Genomic DNA, 18845 nt, shown 5'->3' with positions numbered 1-18845 from the left:
TACCGAATTTCCTATTCGCCGTAAACGTCGAAATCGAAGTACTTGTCCTGGATCTTCTTGTACTCACCGCTGGCGCGGATCGCAGCGATCGCGGTGTTGAGCTTTTCCTTCAGCGGATCGCCCTTGCGGATGGCGATACCGGCGCCGTTGCCGTTGATTTCCTTGTCGACCGGCAGGGTCGTCAGGATCTTGCAGCAGGCGCCGGCGTCGGACTTGACCCATTCGGAGAGAACGACAACGTCGTCGATGACCGCATCGACACGGCCGCTGGAAACGTCGAGCTTGTATTCGTCGGCCGTCGGATAGAGCTTCAGTTCGGTGTCGGCCAGGTGCTTCTCGGCGTAGTTTGCATGCGTCGTGGAAGTCTGTGCGCCGATCACCTTGCCCTTCAGGCCGGCAACGTCGGTGATCTTCGAATCCTTCGGCACGGCGATGGCCGGAGGGGTGTTGTAATACTTGTTGGAGAAGTCGACGAGCTTCAGGCGCTCCGGCGTGATCGACATGGAGGAGACGATCATATCGAACTTCTTGGCGTTCAGAGCCGGGATGATGCCATCCCAATCGGTGCTGACAAAGGAGCATTCGGCCTTCATCTCGGCACAGAGCGCCTTGGCGATATCGATGTCGAAGCCCTGGATGGTGCCGCTGGCATCGACGAATTCGAAGGGCGGATAGGTCGAATCGGTGCCGATCACGTATTTCTCGCCATCGGCCATGGCCGAACCGGCAAAGAGCGACATTGCCGCGATCGAGGCTGCCGCGAAGATACGGGTAGAGATATGCATGAGGATCCTCTCAGTTGTTAGCCATCGCGCTTTTTTCTCTTGGCTGACGGCTGCTGTTCAACGGTGACGGGCACCGCCTTGCCGCGATAATCAGACTTTTTTTCATGGAAATGCAACAGAAATCCCATGCAATTGTGCGGTGCAAATGACAGGCGAGATGAACGAAAGCAGACTGCAACATTCACGGGAGGTTAATCCGCGAATTCCTAGAAACGGAACAAATCGGCGGTTTGGCGCTTTGCCAATTCGCCGTTTCGCCTCATTGCGAAACTAGGGCGAACCGAGGCCTGTCGGCCTTCAGGAAGCTCAAACAGGATCGAGGAAACCCGATGGGCAAGAAATCAAGATTGTTTGCAAGCGCAGCTTTCCCGCTGCTTTCCCTGTCGCTGGCGCTGCAGCCGGCATCGGCAATGGCTGCCACACGCGGCTCCGCGCCCGAGGCCGCGGCCGCGCGGCAGATCGAACAGGGCAGTTTCGAAGTGGCACAGGACGCGCCCTCCGAAGAGGAGCTCTTGAAGAAGAAGCGCAAGCAGAAGCAGGAAGCCCCGGCCGAACAGGCGCCGGCGGCCGAGCAGCCGAAGGAGGCTCCTGCCGGGAAACCGAAGGCCGAGCGCAAGGAGGCTCCTGCGCCCGAAACCAAGGCAGAGCCGGAACCGCCGAAGGCCGAAGCGCCGAAGGAGGAGCCCGCGCCGAAGGCCGAAAGCAAGCCGGAGCGGAAAGCCAAGCAGGCAACCCAGCCGGAGGCCGAGCCGCAGCAGGAAGAACAGCAGCCGGTAACGCAGGAAAAGCCGAAAAAGCCGAAGAAGCAGCAGGCTGAGCAGGCCGAGCCGGAGGCTCAGCCAGAGCCTGAACAGCAACCGGCCGCAAAGCAAGCCCAGCCGGAGACGGAACAGGCCCAGCCCGAAGTCAAGCCGGAAGGTAGCAAACGGGAAAAGGGTCAAGACAAGGCCCAGAGCCGAGATAAGGGCAAGGCTAAGACCGAGACTGCCGCACCCGAGGCGGTGACGCCGACTGAGGAGCAGGCCAAACCCGCAGTCGAGCCGGAGGCAAAACCCGCTGCCGAAGCGCCTGCCAAGAAGCCGAAGAAGGGCGAGGCTGCAGCACCGGCGGTGAAGCCAGCCGAAGACAAGGCGGCCGCTCCTGAAGCTGCGCCCGCCGAAGCGCCGACGGAGGGCACAGCTGCAAAGCCTGCCGCCAAACAGCCCGCCGGTGAACAACCCGTCGCCAAACAGCCCGCCGGCGAACAGCCCGCTGGCGAACAGCCTGCCGCCAAACAGCCCACTGCGCCCGCCACCGACACGGCCCAGCCGGCGCCGGATACCAGCGGCGGCCAGCAGGTGGAGCAGGCTCTTCCTGCGCCGGAAAAGGTTTCACCCGAGGAGTTGCAGCGCCGCAAGGCGATTGCCGCCGACCCGGCCAAGAGCAACGAAACCGTCGTGCTGCCGGTCGAGAATGGTGCGGCCGTGCTCGACAGCGACAAGGATGCCGATCGCAGCAAGGGCCGCGAAAGCCGCCGTGACCGCGACAAGCTGCGGGCCGAGAGCCAGGAGGTGAAGGTGCCGACCTCGGATGCCGATGCGCAGGCCGCTGCGGCGGCGGCTGCGCCGGCGATAAAGCTCGAGGCAGTGACCAGCGAGAAGGGCACGAGGCTCGACACGCGGCCGCAATTTGCCCGTCCCGAGGGAGCGCGCATCGACGACCAGACCGACGATAACCGGGTGATCATCCAGTACAATAACCAGGTGATCGTGCGCAGTGACGACGACAGACGGTTCGTGCGTGACGGCGAACGGCCGATCTATGAAGAGCTGCCGGACAACCGCTACCGCGAGACCATCACGCGGCCTGAGGGCTATCGCATCGTTACGATCCGAAACCGCTACGGCGACATCATCCAGCGGTCGCGCGTCGATGCCCGCGGGCGCGAATATGTGCTCTACTACTCACCTGATCTTTACGAGGATCCTGATCGCGGCTATTTCGATGACCCGGGTGCTGATCTGCCGCCAATGCGGCTGCGTGTCCCGCTCAACGACTATATCATCGATACCAGCAGCGATCCTGACCGGGACTACTACGAATTTCTCAGCGAGCCCCCAGTCGAGCAGGTGGAGCGTGTCTATTCGCTTGACGAGGTGAGATATTCCGCCCGTATTCGCGACAAGGTACGCCGTATCGACCTCGATACGATCACCTTCGCGACCGGAAGCGCCGAGATCCCGATGACCCAGGCTCGCACATTGCGCAAGGTTGCCGACGCGATCAACCAGGTGCTGAAGAAGGATCCGAGCGAAACCTTCCTGATCGAAGGTCATACGGATGCTGTCGGTTCAGACCAGAGCAACCTGGTCCTTTCCGACCAGCGAGCGGAATCGGTCGCCAACGTGCTCTCAGACGTTTACGGCATCCCGCCGGAAAACATGGCGACGCAGGGCTATGGCGAGCGTTACCTGAAGGTCAACACACCAGGCCCCGAACAAGAAAACCGGCGCGTCACCATCCGCCGCGTCACCCCACTGGTTCGCCCAGTCGCAGCCAACCGGTAAATGCTGTGCCCCTCTCCATTCGTGGAGAGGGGGATCTGGCTTTCGCTTTGCGGCTCGGGCACGGGAAGAGTGGAATGATCCTGCTCGAACTCCTCGGTCCGAGGCTAAAGGTTGGATACGGGCGGCACGTGCAGTTCTCGCACCAGCCGCCCGTCCTGCCTACCTGCCGGTTTTGCTTGCCGCCTGCTCGATGACCTCGGCGACCTTTTCCGGTTGGGATGCGAAGACGGCGTGGCTGGCTTTGATCTCAGTCACTTCGCTGCCGGCTCGTTTCGCCATGTCGCGTTCGAGGTCAGGGTTGATGGCGTGATCCTCCGTGGCGATGATCGACCTGCTCGGCTTCGTCCGCCATGCCGGCTCGCCGATCTTGGCCGCAAAAGCCTGTTTCGCAGCGAAGACCTGGGACTTTGCCAGAAAGTCGGACTCTGCTTTGGGCAGGTCGGCGGCAAAATCAGCCGCGAAGGCGCCCGAGTCGAGATAGAGATATTTTCCGTCTTTTGTTTCCTTGATGTCCATGCTGCCGGCCGGCTTCGAACCGGCGAGACTTAGCAGGCTTTCCCCCTTGTCGGGCTGGAAGGCGGCGACGTAGACGAGGCCCACAACGCCTGGATTGTTGCCGGCTTCGGTTATGACCATGCCTCCGTAGCTGTGGCCGACGAGGAGCGTCGGTCCTTCCTGGAGGTCGAGGACCCGCTTCGTCGCCGCCACATCGTCGTCGAGTGAGGTGAGGGGCTCCTGGACGATGGTGACGTTGAAGCCGCGCTTTTCGAGGATCTCGGTCGTTTTGCGCCATCCCGAGCCGTCGGCCAGCGCGCCGTGGACGATCACGATGTTCTTGACCGCGGCAGCCTCGGCTGCGAACGCAATTCCGGCGGTGGCGAAGGCAAGGGCTGCGATGAAAGTCAGATGCTTGTGCATGAGGTTACTCCTTGTGGTCGATGTTGAAGAGCGGAATGTGGAACCGCCTCGGGTTCAGCCGAAGGTGAAGGCGTAGGCCTGGACGCCTGGATCGAGGAAGCGGACTTCGAAGTTGCGGGCGGTGACGGTGCCTGACTGGCGCACGAGCTGATAAAGCCTGGTCGCAGTCACCGTGCCGTTGCCGTCGGCATCGATGTCTGAGCCGTGATCGGGGCCTGGCGCCTTGCCATCGAGCCTCACCTGGAAACGGATCGGTTTGGCGTCGGCGCCGGGTCCGAGAACGAGATGCAGATCGCGGGCGCTGAAGCGATAGGCGATGCCGCCGCCCGCCTGGTCGAGCGTTGCCTGATCCTTACCGATGGTCCAGGTGCCGGACAGGCCCCATGCGTTGATGCCGGGCTCGGTGATCGAATAGTTCTGCGGCGTATCGGCTTGCAGCCCTTCGGGGGAGACGAAATTTTCGGTCTGTGCGTAGCCGAGGTAGGTCTCGCCGGAACGGATATTGGCGAGGTCGGGACCTGCTTCCACGCCTCTGGCGTCGGGCGCGACCGGTGCCGTATCCGCCATCTGGCTGCCGGCTTCGCGCAGCAGATCCTGGATGGCTTTTTCGGTCCTGCCGTAGTTGCCTTCGCCGAAATGATGATAGCGGATCTGACCTTTGGCATCGATCAGATAGGCGGCAGGCCAGTAGCTGTTTTCAAAGGCGCGCCAGATTTTGTAATCATTGTCGATCGCAACCGGATAGCCGATCTGAAAGTCGCCGATGGCCTTCTTGACGTTGTCGATTTTCTTCTCAAAGGCAAATTCCGGGGCGTGCACGCCGACGACTACCAGGCCTTGGTCCGCATATTTTTCCGCCCAGGCTCTGACATAGGGAATGGTGCGAATGCAGTTGATGCAGGAATAGGTCCAGAAGTCGACGAGCACCACCTTGCCCCGCAGCTGCTCCTTGGTCAGAGGCTTCGAGTTCAGCCATTCGACCGCGCCGTCGAAGGAAGGCGCATAAGCTTCGACGGGCAGATCACTGTGGAAAGGCTTGCTTCCATCGGCCGCGGGCATGATTATGTCGTTGCTCGCCACCGCAGAGGGTGTGCCGCCGGCTGGCCTGGCATGCAGCCTGTCCAGAACGGCCTGTTCCAGCGAGGCAGTGCTGGCATAGGAAAGGCGCGCCAGCAGGCTGGTGTCGAGACCGAGCGCGATAACCGCGACGCCCGCCAACACGGCAGCGCCGACAGCCTGGCGGATTCGATCACCAAGACCGAGCGAGCGCTTCATCGCGGCGAAGATCTTACTGCCGACAAGCAAGGCGACGGCAAGCGAAGTCGCAGCACCGGCGGCATAGGCGATCAAGAGCGCGGTCGTCTGCAGGTTGGCGCCCTGCAATGCAGCGCCGGTCAGCACGAGGCCGAGAATTGGTCCGGCGCAGGGTGCCCAGAGCAGGCCGGTGGCGACGCCGAGAATGAGCGCGCTCCTGACGGTCGGCGCGGTGCGTCCGCTACCGCAGGCGTTCAGAAGATTGTTGCCGAGATCGACGATAGGGCGGGCAAGCGTGCTTGCGAAGCGCGGAGATAGCAGGCTCGCTCCGAAGAGCGCGAGCAGGACGATCGCTGCGAGGCGGCCATATTCATTGGCACGGATCGCCCAGCTGCCGCCGACCGCTGCAAGCGTGGCCACCAGCGCGAAAGTAGCAGCCATCCCGGCCAGCATGGGCAGCGTGCTCCTGGCGAAAGGCTGGCCGGCTCGGGCGAACACGAAGGGGAGGATAGGGAGGATGCAGGGGCTGAGAATGGTGAGCACGCCTCCGAGATAGGCAATGATCAGAAGTGTCATCATCGTTTCCTTTGAAACCGGTTGATCGGGCTCTGGACGGCGATGGGCCTGAACCAGCAACGGCCGGGAGATAGTCGGGCGGAGGTATCTCCGATGTGTCTGGTTTGACAGGAAAATGTACCGAACTATTGCGCTGAACGCGGGCGATACAAAAGAATACAAACTGCCTTCTCCGCAGAGGCGGCGTCGAAAACTGCGATAGCCCGCCGGATGCCCTGCCGAGGTGGCGCGTTTGTATCAGAATGTATCTCGGCAGGCGGAGGTTACACTCGCATTCAAAAACCGCAGCCTGTGACATATGGGCGATACAAGCCGAACGTCATCTGAGCGCCATGATCCATTCGACAGGAGAGACCGATGTCAGAGCAAATCAATCATCACCGCCGCCGTTTTTTCGGCATGACGGCAATCGCGCTCGCAGCCGTGGAATTCGGCGTGGCCGGCGCGGCCGCAGCCCCACAGCCGCAGTCTTCCAGCGCAGCGCTGCCTGACGTAAAGGCCGGGACCAATACGTCGTTTGAAGCGCTGAAGCAGGTCAAGACCGATGTGCTCGATATCGGTTATGCCGAGGCCGGAAGGGCCGATGGTCCGGTCGTGCTGCTGCTACACGGCTGGCCATATGACATCTACAGCTTTGTCGACGTCGCGCCGCTGCTTGCCTCCGCCGGCTACAGAGTGATCGTGCCCTATCTGCGTGGCTACGGCACGACCCGCTTCCTCGATCAGAAGACACCGCGCAACGGCCAGCCTTCGGCGCTTGCCGCCGATATGATCGCACTGCTCGATGCGCTCAAGATCGAAAAGGCTGTCGTTGCCGGTTACGACTGGGGCGGACGGACCGCCAATATCATGGCAGCGCTGTGGCCCGAGCGCTGCAAGGCGATGGTGTCGGTGAGCGGCTACCTGATCGGCAGCCAGGAGGCCAACAAGAAGCCGCTTCCACCGAAGGCGGAACTTGCCTGGTGGTACCAGTTCTACTTCGCCACCGAACGCGGACGCCTGGGCTATCAGAGCAATACACACGACTTCGCAAAGCTCATCTGGCAGACGGCATCGCCGAAGTGGAATTTCGATGATGCGACTTTCGACAGATCGGCGGCCGCCTTCGACAATCCCGACCATGTGGATATCGTCGTGCACAATTATCGCTGGCGCCTGGGTCTTGTCGAAGGCGAGGCGAAGTATGATGCCTATGAGAAGAAGCTTGCCGCCCTGCCGATGATCTCGGTGCCGACGATCACGATGGAAGGCGATGCAAACGGTGCGCCGCATCCGGAACCTTCCGCCTATGCCGGAAAATTTTCCGGTAGATACGAGCATCGCACGATCGGCGGCGGTATCGGCCATAACCTGCCGCAGGAGGCGCCGCAGGCCTTCGCCCAGGCGGTCATCGACGTCGATCGCTTCTGATCGGCAACAGAGGCTCGTTGCTCGGGTCGGCGGAATATGCGTAGGTCGCGTCTGGCGCTTCGACATCGTGGGCGCGGCCGCAAGCGTTGAGGAAAGGCAATTATGGATCATGTCGATCAAATTCTGATCGTCGACGACGATCGTGAAATCCGCGAACTGGTCTCCGGCTATCTGCAGAAGAACGGCCTCCGGACGAGCGTTGCGGCCGACGGGCGCCAGATGCGCAGCTTTCTGGAAGCCAATGCCGTCGACCTCATCGTGCTCGACATCATGATGCCCGGCGACGATGGGCTGGTGCTATGCCGGGAATTGCGCGCCGGCCGGCACAAGGCAATCCCGATCCTGATGCTGACGGCCCGCACCGACGAGATGGACCGGATTCTCGGTTTGGAGATGGGCGCCGACGACTATCTTGCCAAGCCCTTTGCCGTGCGCGAGCTTCTTGCCCGCATCAAGGCGGTGCTGCGGCGCGCGCGGATGCTGCCGCCCAACCTGCAGATCAGCGAGGCGGGACAATTGCTGACCTTCGGCGACTGGCGGCTCGATACCGTCGCCCGTCATCTTTTCGATAAGGACGGGACCGCGATTGCTCTGAGCGGCGCCGAATACCGCCTGCTTCGTGTCTTCATCGACCACCCGCAGCGCGTGCTCAATCGCGACCAGCTTCTGAGCCTGACGCAGGGCCGTGACGCCGAACTCTTCGACCGCTCGATCGATCTTCTCGTCAGCCGCCTGCGGCAGCGTCTCGGGGACGATGCGCGCGAGCCGACCTATATCAAGACGGTGCGCAGCGAAGGTTATGTCTTCTCTGTTCCGGTCGAAATTTCGGAGCCGCGCCGATGAGCGCGAGCATGTCTATCCTGTCGGGCCTGATGTGGCCGAGAACGCTGCGATCGCGGATCTTTCTCATCCTGCTGATCGGCCTGGCTTTCGCCTATGGGCTTTCCTTCAGCGTTCTCTACATGGAGCGCTACATGTCGGCCAAGGCGGTGATGCTCGGCACGCTGGAGAATGACGTCGCAACATCGATTGCGGTCCTCGACCGCCTTCCGGCAAGCGAGCGCGGCGACCTCCTGGACTGGCTGAGCCGCGGCAACTACCGTTTCGAACTTGGACCTGGCCTACGCGGTGTGCCCGACAGCTCCAGCAAGGCGAGGGAGATTGCAGGAAAGATAGAGGCGGCCGCTGGGCATCGCTTTCCGATCCGCGTCGAACGGATTCCGGGTGAGGTGAACCGGCTGCAGGCGCATCTGACTCTGAGTGACGGCACTCCTCTGACGATCGATGTCACGCCGAGAGGCGTCATGCCGATCGCCGCATGGCTGCCCTATGTCTTCGCGATCCAGATGGCGCTGCTCGTTCTCTGCACCTGGTTTGCAGTCCGCCAGGCGATCCGGCCGCTCGGCGAGCTCGCCGCCGCCGCCGATGCGCTCGACCCAGATAAGGACGGTCAGGCTTTGAGTGAGGCCGGGCCGAGCGAGGTGGCGCATGCGGCAAGAGCATTCAATGCGATGCGGGAGAGGATCGCCCACTATCTCGAGGAACGGGTCCAGATATTGGCGGCGATCTCGCATGATCTTCAGACGCCGATCACCCGCATGCGGCTGCGCGCCGACATGGCGGAGGATTCACCCGAGAGGGACAAGCTGGTGCACGATCTCGCCGAGATCCAGCGTCTTGTCCAGGACGGCATAGCCTATGCGCGCAGTGCCCACGGCAGCGGGGAAAAGAACGCTCGCATCGACCTCGCATCGTTCGTCGACAGCATAGCCTACGACTATCAGGACACTGGAAAGGCCGTGACCGTCGTCGGGCTGGTTGAAGGCGCCGCCTTCACCAGGCCGCACGCCCTTCGCCGCATCCTGTCGAATTTCATCGACAATGCCTTGAAGTTTGCCGGCGCCGCCGAGATCAGCGTCGAGCGCGGCGCTGACAATTCCGTCGTCATGAGCGTCATGGATCGCGGACCCGGCATTCCGGATGATATGCTCGAAGCCGCAATGCAGCCCTTCTTCCGGCTCGAGCAATCCCGTAACCGGGAGACGGGGGGCACAGGTCTCGGGCTGGCAATTGCTCAGCAGCTGACGGCGAAGATCGGCGGATCTCTGAGGCTCTACAATCGCTCGGGTGGCGGACTGGTGGCTGAAGTCACCATTCGATGATCTTACTATACGATGGACTAGCCGACCTACTTTCAACCGTTCATGCGATGGTCGAGGCCAACACCAACACTATGCCCAAAAGGGCCTGAAGGAATCGAGCTGTCTTTTTTCTGCCTCGGACATCTTACCTTTGTAACCAGGCGCTCGATACCATGGTTCGGTATTCTGCTTACGCTTCCACCACATTGGTACTTCCTCCCCGGCGCACGCCTAAGCATAAATTCAGCATTTGATCTATTGGGTGCAGATGTCCATTGAGATGGGCGCACGGAGCTGATTAGCTCATCTCTGCGGTTATCGAGACGGCTGTGGTTTACGTGCCGCCCGAAACTTGATTCGGTGAATCGTCAAGTGCGAATCTATTAGCAGCAGGCCAACATATTTTGCCTCCACGGCAAACGCGACGTATGTTCCGCACTTGTTCGCGCCAGTTATCCCCCCGGTTGCCTGTGGACAACTGGGTCATAAGCCACTGAATTGATTGATGAATTTTTTTTTGGCCTGTGAATAGCTGGCTTTGCGTAGTTTTCATCCTTGCGCCAAATCACTGAGCCTGCCTACAGTAATAGCGTCCAGTAAGGGAAAGGAGAACATCATGTTCTACAAAACCTGGCTGGCGATAGCGTTCGCAACGGTGGCTGCCTATTACATTGGCCACAGTTATGCACTTATGAAAGAAGCCGTCTCAGCATATCACCGAGACGGCTCTGGCAACGCAGAGAAGTAAGTCCGAACGCTTAAGCCCGGGAGGGACTGGTCTTGACCACCGGTCCCTCTTGGCCCTCTCTGCAAGGACAGCTTTCAACAAATCCCTTGTCAAGTCAAACTTTACAAGACTCCGAGTAGGTTTTTTCCTACTCCGCGTCAGGGATTAGAACCTAAATCCCTTTCTCCCTGTGGATTGAGTCATATTCGCAAAGGAATTCCAGACCTCGTAAGATTTCTCCACAGTCGAATCCTTGAATTCCGGTGTCAATAATTGCGAATTGCAAGGACTCAGTTCCATGCTAGGTTGCCTTCGATCCAGGGGTCCCGCATGTTTAAGGTCATCAGCAAGCTATTTTCGAAGACGCCATCGACACCTTTAGTACCCTCGATGTCTCCTGAGGAACAGGCGGCATTTGAAAAAGGTCGAGAGATTTCGCGAGCACAGACTGCTGAGATCGAGCACTTCATCGGCTGGCGCTACGAGCAAATTCGCACCGGCTATTTGGCCGTCATTCAGAAGCAGTTCGACAGCGCTCGGCAGCAAGAGGAATACTCGCCAATGCTCGTCGCAAGGGCCGATTATTCCGAGTTCCTCGGACAAGTGAAGAAGGCTCAAGATCAGCTCAAGGCCGAGATATACCAGCACTTCTACGAGTGGACTGACCTAAACAAAGAGCTGGGTGTTGAAGACCTGATTGAGAAATGGCTGGACCAGACGCTTACAGACAAGTTCACGGCGCTCAGTCTCAATGGCCTCAAAGTACTCACGGACAACGCGGATATCCTTAAGACCACTGACGACAACTGGCGACGTAAATTTCCGGAACTCGCTGCCGTCCAGCCACTAGATTAAATCCAGGTCTCGCCCTCGAATCTTGCACGTTCCAGTGCCGCGCCCTGAGGGAACCGGAAACGTAAGAATGTTTTGTACGGGAAAATGTCATGGACGCCGGATGCTACCTTTTGTGACATTTCGGCGGTTTCCGGAAACATGCCGGATATATCGATCCGTCAAACCACACTCCGTCAACCCGGTCGCGTCGGCGGCCAGTCGCATGAAGCGACGCAACAAGGAGTGTTTCCATGATCAAGATCGACAAGGTTCTTTATACCGGCAGGACCCGCACAACCGGCGGGCGCGACGGCGCCTCGCAGAGCGATGACGGAGAGCTGGACATCAGGCTCTCGCCTCCCGGCAGCGCCCGCCCCGGCACCAATCCCGAACAGCTTTTCGCAGCCGGTTGGTCGGCCTGCTTCATTGGCGCGATCGGCATTGCCGCCGGCAAGTTGAAGGTCAAGGTGCCGGCAGAGACCGCCGTGAATGCAGAGGTCGATCTCGGCACGGCCGATGGCGACTATTTCCTGCAGGCCCGTCTCAAGATCAGCCTGCCTGGCATCGAAGCGGATGTCGCAAAGGCGCTGATCGATGAGGCGCACCGGACATGTCCCTATTCGAAGGCGACACGCGGCAATATCCAGGTCGAATTGAGCGTTGCGTGACTGGCAGGAGCCGAAAGCAAAAGGGGCGAGGCCGGTCGTGGCGTCGCCGACGGAGGATTAAATGAGATTGATGATCATCTGCGCCTTGGGGGCGGCAGTGTTTGCCGCGCCTTGCATCTACGACATTCGCTCGCAGGAGCCTTCGCCGCTTGCAGGCCTCGTAAAAGCGGCATCGCCAACTTCTGCGGCGCAAGGGCGGCCATTCATCCGAGACCATCAGGGAGAAAGACAATGAAGCTCTATCAAAACGAAATCTCCTCGGCGACGTCGCGCGTCAGAATCGCGCTCGCCCTGAAGGGGCTGACGGCCGAGGCATTGCCGGTCACCATTCTTGGAGAGGAGGCCGAGAGCCGGCAGGCCGAATATCGCAAGATCAATCCGCAGGGGCTGGTGCCGGCCTTGCTGACAGATAACGGCGTGCTCATCACCCAATCATTGGCGATCATCGAGTATCTCGACGAAAGCAAGCCTGAGCCGCCGCTGTTGCCTCAAACGGCGGAGGGCAGGGCGCTGGCCCGCTCGATCGCGCTGGCGATCGCAGCCGAGATCCATGCGCTGCTGCCGCCGCGGATCGGGCTACATCTCAAGACCACCTTCAATGCCGATGCCGATGCGGTCGCCGCGTGGAGCCGTCACTGGGTCGACGAGGGGATGGCGGCTGTGGAGACGATGATTGCCGGCCGCCGGCAAGGCGCCTTCGCAGTCGGCGACAGGCCAAGCATTGCCGATATCTTCCTTTTTCCGCAAGCGATCAGCGCTCGGCGCATGGGCTTCGATCTCGCCCGGTGGCCGAATATCGCGGGGATTGTGGCCAAGCTGGAGGGGGTACGGGCTTTCCAGGAGAACGCCCCGGCGCCGCGACGGTGATGCGGTCAATGAAGAAGCGGCCGTCAACGAAGGCGGCCGTTTCTCTTCTCAGCGGTTGACCCTTGCCTGCAGATGCGCGGGATACCGGTCGCCTTCCACCTTGATCTTGGCGAGCGCGCTTTCAATATTGGCGAGATCCTCAGCCGTCAATTCGACCTCGGCGGCCCGGATGTTTTCTTCCAGGCGATCCAGCTTGGTGGTGCCGGGGATCGGTACGATCCAAGGTTTTTGCGCCAGCAGCCAGGCTAGAGCGACCTGGGCCGAGGTGGCCTTCTTGTGCGCGGCGATTTCCGCGAGGAGATCGACGAGCGCCTGGTTGGCTTTGCGCGCCTCGGTCGAAAAGCGCGGCACGATGTTGCGGAAGTCCTTGCTGTCGAAGGTGGTCGCTTCGTTGATTGCACCGGTAAGGAAACCCTTACCGAGCGGGCTGAACGGGACGAAGCCGATGCCGAGCTCTTCGAGTACCGGCAGGATATCCTGCTCGGGCTCGCGCCACCACAGCGAATATTCGCTCTGCAGCGCCGTCACCGGCTGGACGGCATGGGCGCGGCGGATCGTCTGCACGCCGGCCTCCGAGAGGCCGAAATGCTCACCTTACCTTCTGAAATCAGTGCCTTGACCGTGCCTGCAACATCTTCGATCGGAACATCGGGATCGACGCGATGCTGGTAGAACAGATCGATGACGTCAGTCTTCAAGCGCTTCAGCGCCTGATCGGCAACCGCGCGGATCTGCTCCGGCCGGCTGTCCATGCCGCTCTGGCCGCCGTTTGCATCGAAGTTGAAGCCGAATTTGGTGGCGACCACCACCTCGCTGCGGAAGGGAGCGAGCGCCTCTCCCAAAAGCTCTTCGTTCTTATAAGGTCCATAGGCCTCGGCGGTGTCGAAGAAGGTTACGCCGCATTCGAACGCCTGTCGGATCAGCGCGATCGCTTCGCGCGTGTCGGTCGCAGGACCGTAGCCGTAGCTCAGTCCCATGCAGCCGAGACCGATGGCCGAGATCTCAAGTCCGCTCTTTCCCAGTTCACGAGTCCGCATAGTCGTTTCCTTTCTAAGCCTGATATTGGGCGTCGGTGACAGGTTCCATCCAGTCGACGACCTTGCCGTCGAGGTGTTCCTGGACGGCGATATGGGTCATCGCCGTCGTCGGTGCTGCGCCATGCCAGTGGCGCTCCCCCGGCGCGAAGCGGATGACGTCGCCGGGGCGGATTTCCTCGATGGGGCCGCCTTCGCGTTGGACGCGTCCGCAGCCCGATGTGACGACCAGCGTCTGGCCGAGCGGATGCGTGTGCCAGACGGTGCGCGCGCCAGGCTCGAAAGTGACGCTGGCGCCGGCGGCGCGGGCGGGCTCGATCGCCGCAAACAAAGGATCGATGCGCACGTTGCCTGTAAACCACTCAACCGGTCCCTTGGCCGAAGGCTGCGAGCCATTTCGCTTGATATCCATCTTGTCTTCCTTCCCTTATCGGAATGACGCCGTCCGGCGAACTTGCGGTGACAGGGTAGTTAGCGCGTGTGCTTGGTTTCGATTAGATGGTATAAACGACAAGGACCCATGAGGGATTTTCATAAATGTCGCGCCCTGCCGTCAACGACCTTATCGCTTTCCTCGCCGTTGCCCGGGCGCAAAGCTTCACCAAGGCGGCGGGCAAGCTGGGTGTTTCACAATCAGCGCTCAGCCACACCATTCGCGGCCTTGAGGAGCGGCTGGGTCTGAGATTGCTGACACGGACGACGCGCAGCGTCTCGCCGACGGAGGCCGGCGAACGCCTGCTCGTCTCCATCGGGCCGCGGTTGGATGAGATCGAAAGCGAGTTGGCCGCATTGAGCGCTTTTCGGGAAAAGCCGGCGGGCACGATCCGCATCAATGCGGGCGAACATGCAGCCGATTTCGTCTTGTGGCCAGTCCTGGAAAAACTCCTGCCGAATTATCCCGACGTCAATGTCGAGATCATCGTCGATTATGGCCTGACAGACATCGTTGCCGAACGCTACGACGCCGGCGTGCGGCTGGGGGAACAAGTGGCGAAAGATATGATTGCCGTCCGCATCGGCCCCGACATGCGCATGGCTGTGGTCGGCACGCCCGCTTATTTCGCCCACAGGCCGAAGCCGCTAACACCGCAGGATCTGACCGATCATAATTGCATCAATCTGCGTCTCCCGACCTATGGCGGCGTTTATGCGTGGGAGTTCGAGAAGGACGGACGCGAGATCAAGGTTCGAGTCGACGGGCAACTGGTCTTCAATAATATAGCGCTCCGGCTGAGCGCGGTTTTGGCGGGGATGGGACTTGCCTTTCTACCGGAGGACCTGGTCGAGGCGCCGCTGGCCGAGGGCCGGCTGGTGCGCGTCCTCGAGGACTGGTGTCCGCCGTTTCCGGGCTACCATCTCTACTATCCGAGCCGCCGGCATACCTCCCCGGCATTTGCTCTTGTCATCGATGCGCTTCGCTACAGAGGATAGATCTCGTCGCCGGCCGGATTCGAGACCCTCTATCGGATCTCCTCAAGCCCGACGGTCGCTGCGATGAAATCGGCGATGGCGCCTGTGTCGTCGAGATCGAAGATGGGCAGGAACGTGTCCATGACGGCGTGATCGGCGGCGATCGCGCAGATATGGGGATCGCTCGGCGCCAGCGGCTCGCGATTGGCGGCTTCCAGGCGGCGGGCCTCGATCTTCGGGATCGGTTCGCGCTTGTAGCCTTCGATCAGCACGAGATCGCAGGGGGCGAGACGGGCGAGGATTTCTTCGAATGCAGGTTCTGGCGCGCCGCGCAGTTCGTGCATGATGGCGTAACGCGTGCCGGAGACGATGGTGACTTCGTGGGCGCCGGCCTGGCGGTGGCGGTAGCTATCGGCCCCGACCTTGTCGATATCGAAATCATGATGCGCGTGCTTAATCGTCGAGATCCGGTAGCCGCGGCGAGTGAACTCCGTCACCAGCCGAACGGCAAGCCCTGTTTTGCCCGAGTTCTTCCAGCCGGCAATGCCGAAGATTTTCGGTGCGGTCATGTGCGCAGGGCCTCCAGCCAGCGTTGCGCCTCGATGAGATCGTCAGGCGTGTTGATGTTGAAGAAGGGGTCGAGCAGGCTGGCGCGGGTCGGATGCAGCGGAAAGTCCACTTCCGTAACGTCATGCCGCAACAGGAAGTCGCGCACGCGGCGTTTCTCGTCGGCAGCGATCCAGGCTTCCAGGTCGGCGGCCAGTGTCACCGGCCAGAGACCGAAGACAGGATGACTGCGGCCCTCTGAGGCGGCAATGGCGATCTGCGACGGGCGCTCCAGGGCTGCGGCCAGACGGGCGACGAGATCGATGGGAAAGAACGGGCAATCCACAGAGACCGTGACGACGTGGGTAATCGCCGGAAGGCCGGCGCCGTGGACCATGGCCGCGTGTATGCCGGCCATCGGCCCGGCCTTGCCAGGAATGTGGTCGGGAATAGCAGGCACGTCCTCGGCGACTGCGTCGGCATTGACGGCTACCGAGCTGACCTGCTGCGAGAGACGGAGCAGTACATGGCGGAGCAGGCTGTCGGTTCCGAGCATCACCTCCGCCTTGTCGCGCCCCATGCGTTGCGAGCGGCCGCCGGCCAGCACGACGCCTGCTATTACGGATCTATCGAGCGGGAATTCAGTCATCATCCTGCCTCAAACCGGTGAGCGCGGCGCCGATTCCTGCGCGATCGGGGGCACGCGGCGCTTGGCTTCACGATAGAACGTATAGAGGCCGGAAGCGATGACGATTGCGGCACCCAGGAGCGTCCAGCTGTCGGGCACTTCGGCGAAGAAGAAAAAGCCGAGCAGCGAGGAGAAGATCAGGCTGGTATAGCGGAAGGGCGCGACGAAGGAAATTTCCCCGGTACGCATGGCGAGGATGACCGATTGGTAGCCGACGAGCACCAGCACCGAGGCGAGCAGGAGATGTCCAAGCGAAGTCGCGCTGACCGGTTGCCAGCCGCCGAGTACGGGGATGAGAAGCGCGCCGAAGAAGGAGATGGAGGTCGCGGTGATGACGGTGATCATCAACGACGGGATCTCCGGATCGATCGAGCGGGTGGCGAGATCGCGGCCGGCCGTCGTCAGCACCGCGGCGACGCAGAGGAGCGCGGCGGGGGTGAAGCCTTCGGGGCCGGGGCGGATGATGATAATGACACCGAGGAGGCCGACGAGGATCGCCGACCAGCGCCGCCAGCCGACGGGCTCGTTGAAGAAGAGCGCGGCGCCAAAGGTGACAACCAGCGGCAGCGACTGCAGGATCGCCGAGGCATTGGCGATCGGCATCATGCCGAGTGCGGTGATATAGGTGACGGCGGAAAACATCTCGCAGACGATGCGCAGGATGATGATCGGCTGCAGCACGACGCGCCAGGAGCGCAGAGCGCCCATTTTCCTGGCGATGAGATAGACGAGCAGGCTGGTGAAGAGGCCGCGCAGGAACATGATCTCGCCGGCGTTCATATAGGCGACCACCGATTTGGAGAGGGCATCGCTCGCCGAAAAGCCGGCCATCGCCATGCTCATATAGATGGCGCCCTCAGTATTGCGTGACCGCGGCATGAAGAGATTCCCTTACCTGTGCGCCCCTTCTTAGTCGGGAAGATACGTGAAGGGAATCGAATGAATGTCACACCCGGGATAAAATCGATGGTGCGGCGCACAAGGGTGCTGACGCAGCGGCATGCGCCTCTGCGGAAACCGCGGCAACTTACCGTTTTATCTGATGAAACCGGTATTTCGGATCTGCCATAACGGGGCACTGATCCGGCCAAAACCATCTGTCATCGGCGAATTTTGTTTTTGCGGCGGGAAACGGGTGGCTGCACCGTCAGATGTTTGAGATCTGGGATGTCTCAACAACTGAGGAGAAACGGATATGACACTTCTTAACGGTAAAACCGCGATCGTCACCGGTGCAAGCTCGGGCATCGGCTGCGCGGCGGCGAAGGTTTTTGCACGGCAAGGCGCGAAGCTGGTGATCAACGGTCGGCGGCAGGATGCACTCGATGCCGTCGTCGCCGAAATCGAAGCAGAAGGCGGAGAGGCTGTCGCCGTTGCCGGCGATGTCAGGGACGAGGCGCTGCAGGCAAGACTGGCCGAAACGGCGGTCTCCTGTTTCGGCAAGCTCGATATCGCCTTCAACAATGCCGGCGGTCTCGGCGAGATGGGGCCGGTTGCCGGATTGTCGCCGGAGGGCTGGCGCGAGACGATCGAGACCAATCTCACCGCCGCCTTCCTCGGCGCCAAACACCAGTCGGCGGCAATGGGAGAGGGCGGCGGTTCGCTGATCTTCACCTCCACCTTCGTCGGCTACACCGCCGGCATGCCCGGCATGGGGGCCTATGCCGCGAGCAAGGCCGGCTTGATCGGTCTCGTGCAGGTGCTGGCCGCCGAGCTCGCGTTGCGCAACATCCGCGTCAACGCCCTTCTGCCCGGCGGCACCGATACGCCCGCCAGCATCACCAACGCGCCCGACGCGACGGCTGAAGTGCTTGCCTTCGTCGAGGGATTGCATGCGCTGAAGCGCATGGCTCGGCCGGAAGAGATCGCCAATGCGGCGTTGTTTCTGGCGTCGGATCTATCGAGTTTCGTGACGGGGACGGCTATGCTGGCGGATGGTGGGGTTTCGATTAGCCGGACGTAGGATGGGTGAGGGCGCTCATTTTGTCTTTGCTTGTGTTTGGCGAAACCAGGGAATGAATTATGTGCCCGTAGCCCTCTCATCTGCCTGCCGGCATCTTCTCCCCGCTGGGGAGAAGGGACTCGTGGCAGCCTCGCTCCGTTTGAGACGTTTGCAGTAGGTGTGGTCACCGTGCATCTTACTCCCCTTCGCCCCAGCGGGGAGCAACCATGTTTCATTTTTGCTGGTATTGTGGCGTCCATTCGGTCTTTCGAGAGAGGATTGTGTTGGCGAGAACGATGAGTTTGCGTGCGACGGCTATGACGGCGCACAGGTGATCCTTTCCGTTCTGACGCAAGCGGGCGTAGAAAGAGGCGAGATCCGGATTGTGCCGGGTTGCCGTAAACGCGCACATGAACAGGCTCTTTCGCAGGCGTTCGCGACCACCCTGGATGCGGCGTCTGCCATGATATTTTCCGCTATCATCGTCATAGGGTGCGAC

Annotated in this window: 18 protein-coding genes and 1 pseudogene; 10 read left to right on the top strand and 9 right to left on the bottom strand. The window is 61.1% G+C overall.

Features of this window, described 5'->3' with window-relative positions; all coding sequences use genetic code 11:
* Nucleotides 1-11: 11 nt before the first annotated feature.
* Nucleotides 12-785, bottom strand: a complete 774-nt coding sequence (locus B5E41_RS18240; RefSeq protein ID WP_011425675.1) for a transporter substrate-binding domain-containing protein — start codon at nucleotides 783-785, stop codon at nucleotides 12-14.
* A gap of 329 nt (nucleotides 786-1114) precedes the next feature.
* On the opposite strand from B5E41_RS18240, the gene B5E41_RS18235 reads away from it, so the two are divergent.
* A complete protein-coding gene (locus B5E41_RS18235; RefSeq protein WP_088395532.1) occupies nucleotides 1115-3331 on the top strand; it encodes an OmpA family protein in 2217 nt (738 codons plus the stop codon).
* Between the two features lie 159 nt (nucleotides 3332-3490).
* Here B5E41_RS18235 and B5E41_RS18230 read toward each other — a convergent pair whose 3' ends face one another.
* Both B5E41_RS18230 and B5E41_RS18225 read right to left on the bottom strand, forming a co-directional pair.
* On the bottom strand, nucleotides 3491-4249 hold the full coding sequence (locus B5E41_RS18230; protein WP_088395531.1) for an alpha/beta fold hydrolase: 759 nt from the start codon (nucleotides 4247-4249) through the stop codon (nucleotides 3491-3493).
* Nucleotides 4250-4303: 54 nt separating this feature from the next.
* Nucleotides 4304-6079 carry a cytochrome c biogenesis protein DipZ gene (locus B5E41_RS18225; RefSeq protein ID WP_088395530.1) on the bottom strand — a complete coding sequence of 592 codons (1776 nt, stop codon included), beginning with the start codon at nucleotides 6077-6079 and terminating at the stop codon, nucleotides 4304-4306.
* 357 nt (nucleotides 6080-6436) lie between these two features.
* Here B5E41_RS18225 and B5E41_RS18220 point away from each other — a divergent pair, with 357 nt between their 5' ends.
* The 7 genes from B5E41_RS18220 (at nucleotide 6437) to maiA (ending at nucleotide 12726) form a co-directional block, all read left to right on the top strand.
* Complete coding sequence (locus tag B5E41_RS18220; protein WP_088395529.1) at nucleotides 6437-7489, top strand: alpha/beta fold hydrolase; 1053 nt, start codon at nucleotides 6437-6439, stop codon at nucleotides 7487-7489.
* Between the two features lie 102 nt (nucleotides 7490-7591).
* Nucleotides 7592-8332, top strand: coding sequence for a response regulator (locus B5E41_RS18215; protein WP_088395528.1), 741 nt, complete (start codon nucleotides 7592-7594; stop codon nucleotides 8330-8332).
* A complete protein-coding gene (locus B5E41_RS18210; protein ID WP_088395527.1) occupies nucleotides 8329-9651 on the top strand; it encodes an ATP-binding protein in 1323 nt (440 codons plus the stop codon). The genes B5E41_RS18215 and B5E41_RS18210 overlap by 4 nt, the downstream gene beginning before the upstream one ends.
* Before the next feature lie 595 nt (nucleotides 9652-10246).
* On the top strand, nucleotides 10247-10378 hold the full coding sequence (locus tag B5E41_RS32585; protein WP_280950625.1) for a hypothetical protein: 132 nt from the start codon (nucleotides 10247-10249) through the stop codon (nucleotides 10376-10378).
* Between the two features lie 309 nt (nucleotides 10379-10687).
* A complete protein-coding gene (locus B5E41_RS18205) occupies nucleotides 10688-11212 on the top strand; it encodes a hypothetical protein (RefSeq protein ID WP_141098783.1) in 525 nt (174 codons plus the stop codon).
* 230 nt (nucleotides 11213-11442) lie between these two features.
* The gene (locus B5E41_RS18200) at nucleotides 11443-11859 is read left to right on the top strand and encodes an organic hydroperoxide resistance protein (RefSeq protein WP_088395525.1); all 417 of its coding nucleotides are present in this window, start codon (nucleotides 11443-11445) and stop codon (nucleotides 11857-11859) included.
* A 231-nt stretch (nucleotides 11860-12090) separates the two neighbouring features.
* Complete coding sequence (gene maiA, locus B5E41_RS18195) at nucleotides 12091-12726, top strand: maleylacetoacetate isomerase (protein WP_088395524.1); 636 nt, start codon at nucleotides 12091-12093, stop codon at nucleotides 12724-12726.
* A 48-nt stretch (nucleotides 12727-12774) separates the two neighbouring features.
* On the opposite strand, the pseudogene B5E41_RS18190 reads toward maiA, so the two are convergent.
* A pseudogene (locus B5E41_RS18190) lies at nucleotides 12775-13763 on the bottom strand (aldo/keto reductase).
* Nucleotides 13764-13776: 13 nt separating this feature from the next.
* Nucleotides 13777-14172 (bottom strand): (R)-mandelonitrile lyase, encoded by a 396-nt coding sequence (locus B5E41_RS18185; protein ID WP_064803079.1) that lies wholly within the window; start codon nucleotides 14170-14172, stop codon nucleotides 13777-13779.
* A gap of 125 nt (nucleotides 14173-14297) precedes the next feature.
* Between B5E41_RS18185 and B5E41_RS18180 the strand changes: the two genes are divergently transcribed.
* Nucleotides 14298-15191, top strand: a complete 894-nt coding sequence (locus tag B5E41_RS18180) for a LysR family transcriptional regulator (protein WP_088395523.1) — start codon at nucleotides 14298-14300, stop codon at nucleotides 15189-15191.
* 29 nt (nucleotides 15192-15220) lie between these two features.
* Here B5E41_RS18180 and mobB read toward each other — a convergent pair whose 3' ends face one another.
* From mobB to B5E41_RS18165, 3 genes are read right to left on the bottom strand one after another with little or no spacing between them, the layout of a single operon-like run.
* Nucleotides 15221-15739 carry a molybdopterin-guanine dinucleotide biosynthesis protein B gene (gene mobB / locus B5E41_RS18175; protein WP_088395522.1) on the bottom strand — a complete coding sequence of 173 codons (519 nt, stop codon included), beginning with the start codon at nucleotides 15737-15739 and terminating at the stop codon, nucleotides 15221-15223.
* On the bottom strand, nucleotides 15736-16365 hold the full coding sequence (gene mobA / locus B5E41_RS18170; protein WP_088395677.1) for a molybdenum cofactor guanylyltransferase MobA: 630 nt from the start codon (nucleotides 16363-16365) through the stop codon (nucleotides 15736-15738). The genes mobB and mobA overlap by 4 nt, the downstream gene beginning before the upstream one ends.
* A gap of 9 nt (nucleotides 16366-16374) precedes the next feature.
* Nucleotides 16375-17283: a DMT family transporter gene (locus B5E41_RS18165; protein ID WP_088395521.1), complete on the bottom strand. Its 909-nt coding sequence runs from the start codon at nucleotides 17281-17283 to the stop codon at nucleotides 16375-16377.
* A gap of 316 nt (nucleotides 17284-17599) precedes the next feature.
* On the opposite strand from B5E41_RS18165, the gene B5E41_RS18160 reads away from it, so the two are divergent.
* Nucleotides 17600-18367, top strand: coding sequence for an SDR family oxidoreductase (locus B5E41_RS18160; RefSeq protein WP_088395520.1), 768 nt, complete (start codon nucleotides 17600-17602; stop codon nucleotides 18365-18367).
* A gap of 211 nt (nucleotides 18368-18578) precedes the next feature.
* Here the strand turns inward: B5E41_RS18160 and B5E41_RS18155 are convergent.
* The coding region (locus B5E41_RS18155; protein WP_141098782.1) for a transposase at nucleotides 18579-18845 on the bottom strand (267 nt) is incomplete at its 5' end.

Source organism: Rhizobium esperanzae, assembly GCF_002204185.1.
In the GTDB taxonomy this organism is placed as follows: domain Bacteria; phylum Pseudomonadota; class Alphaproteobacteria; order Rhizobiales; family Rhizobiaceae; genus Rhizobium; species Rhizobium esperanzae.
This window is presented reverse-complemented; position numbering and strand designations above follow the sequence as displayed.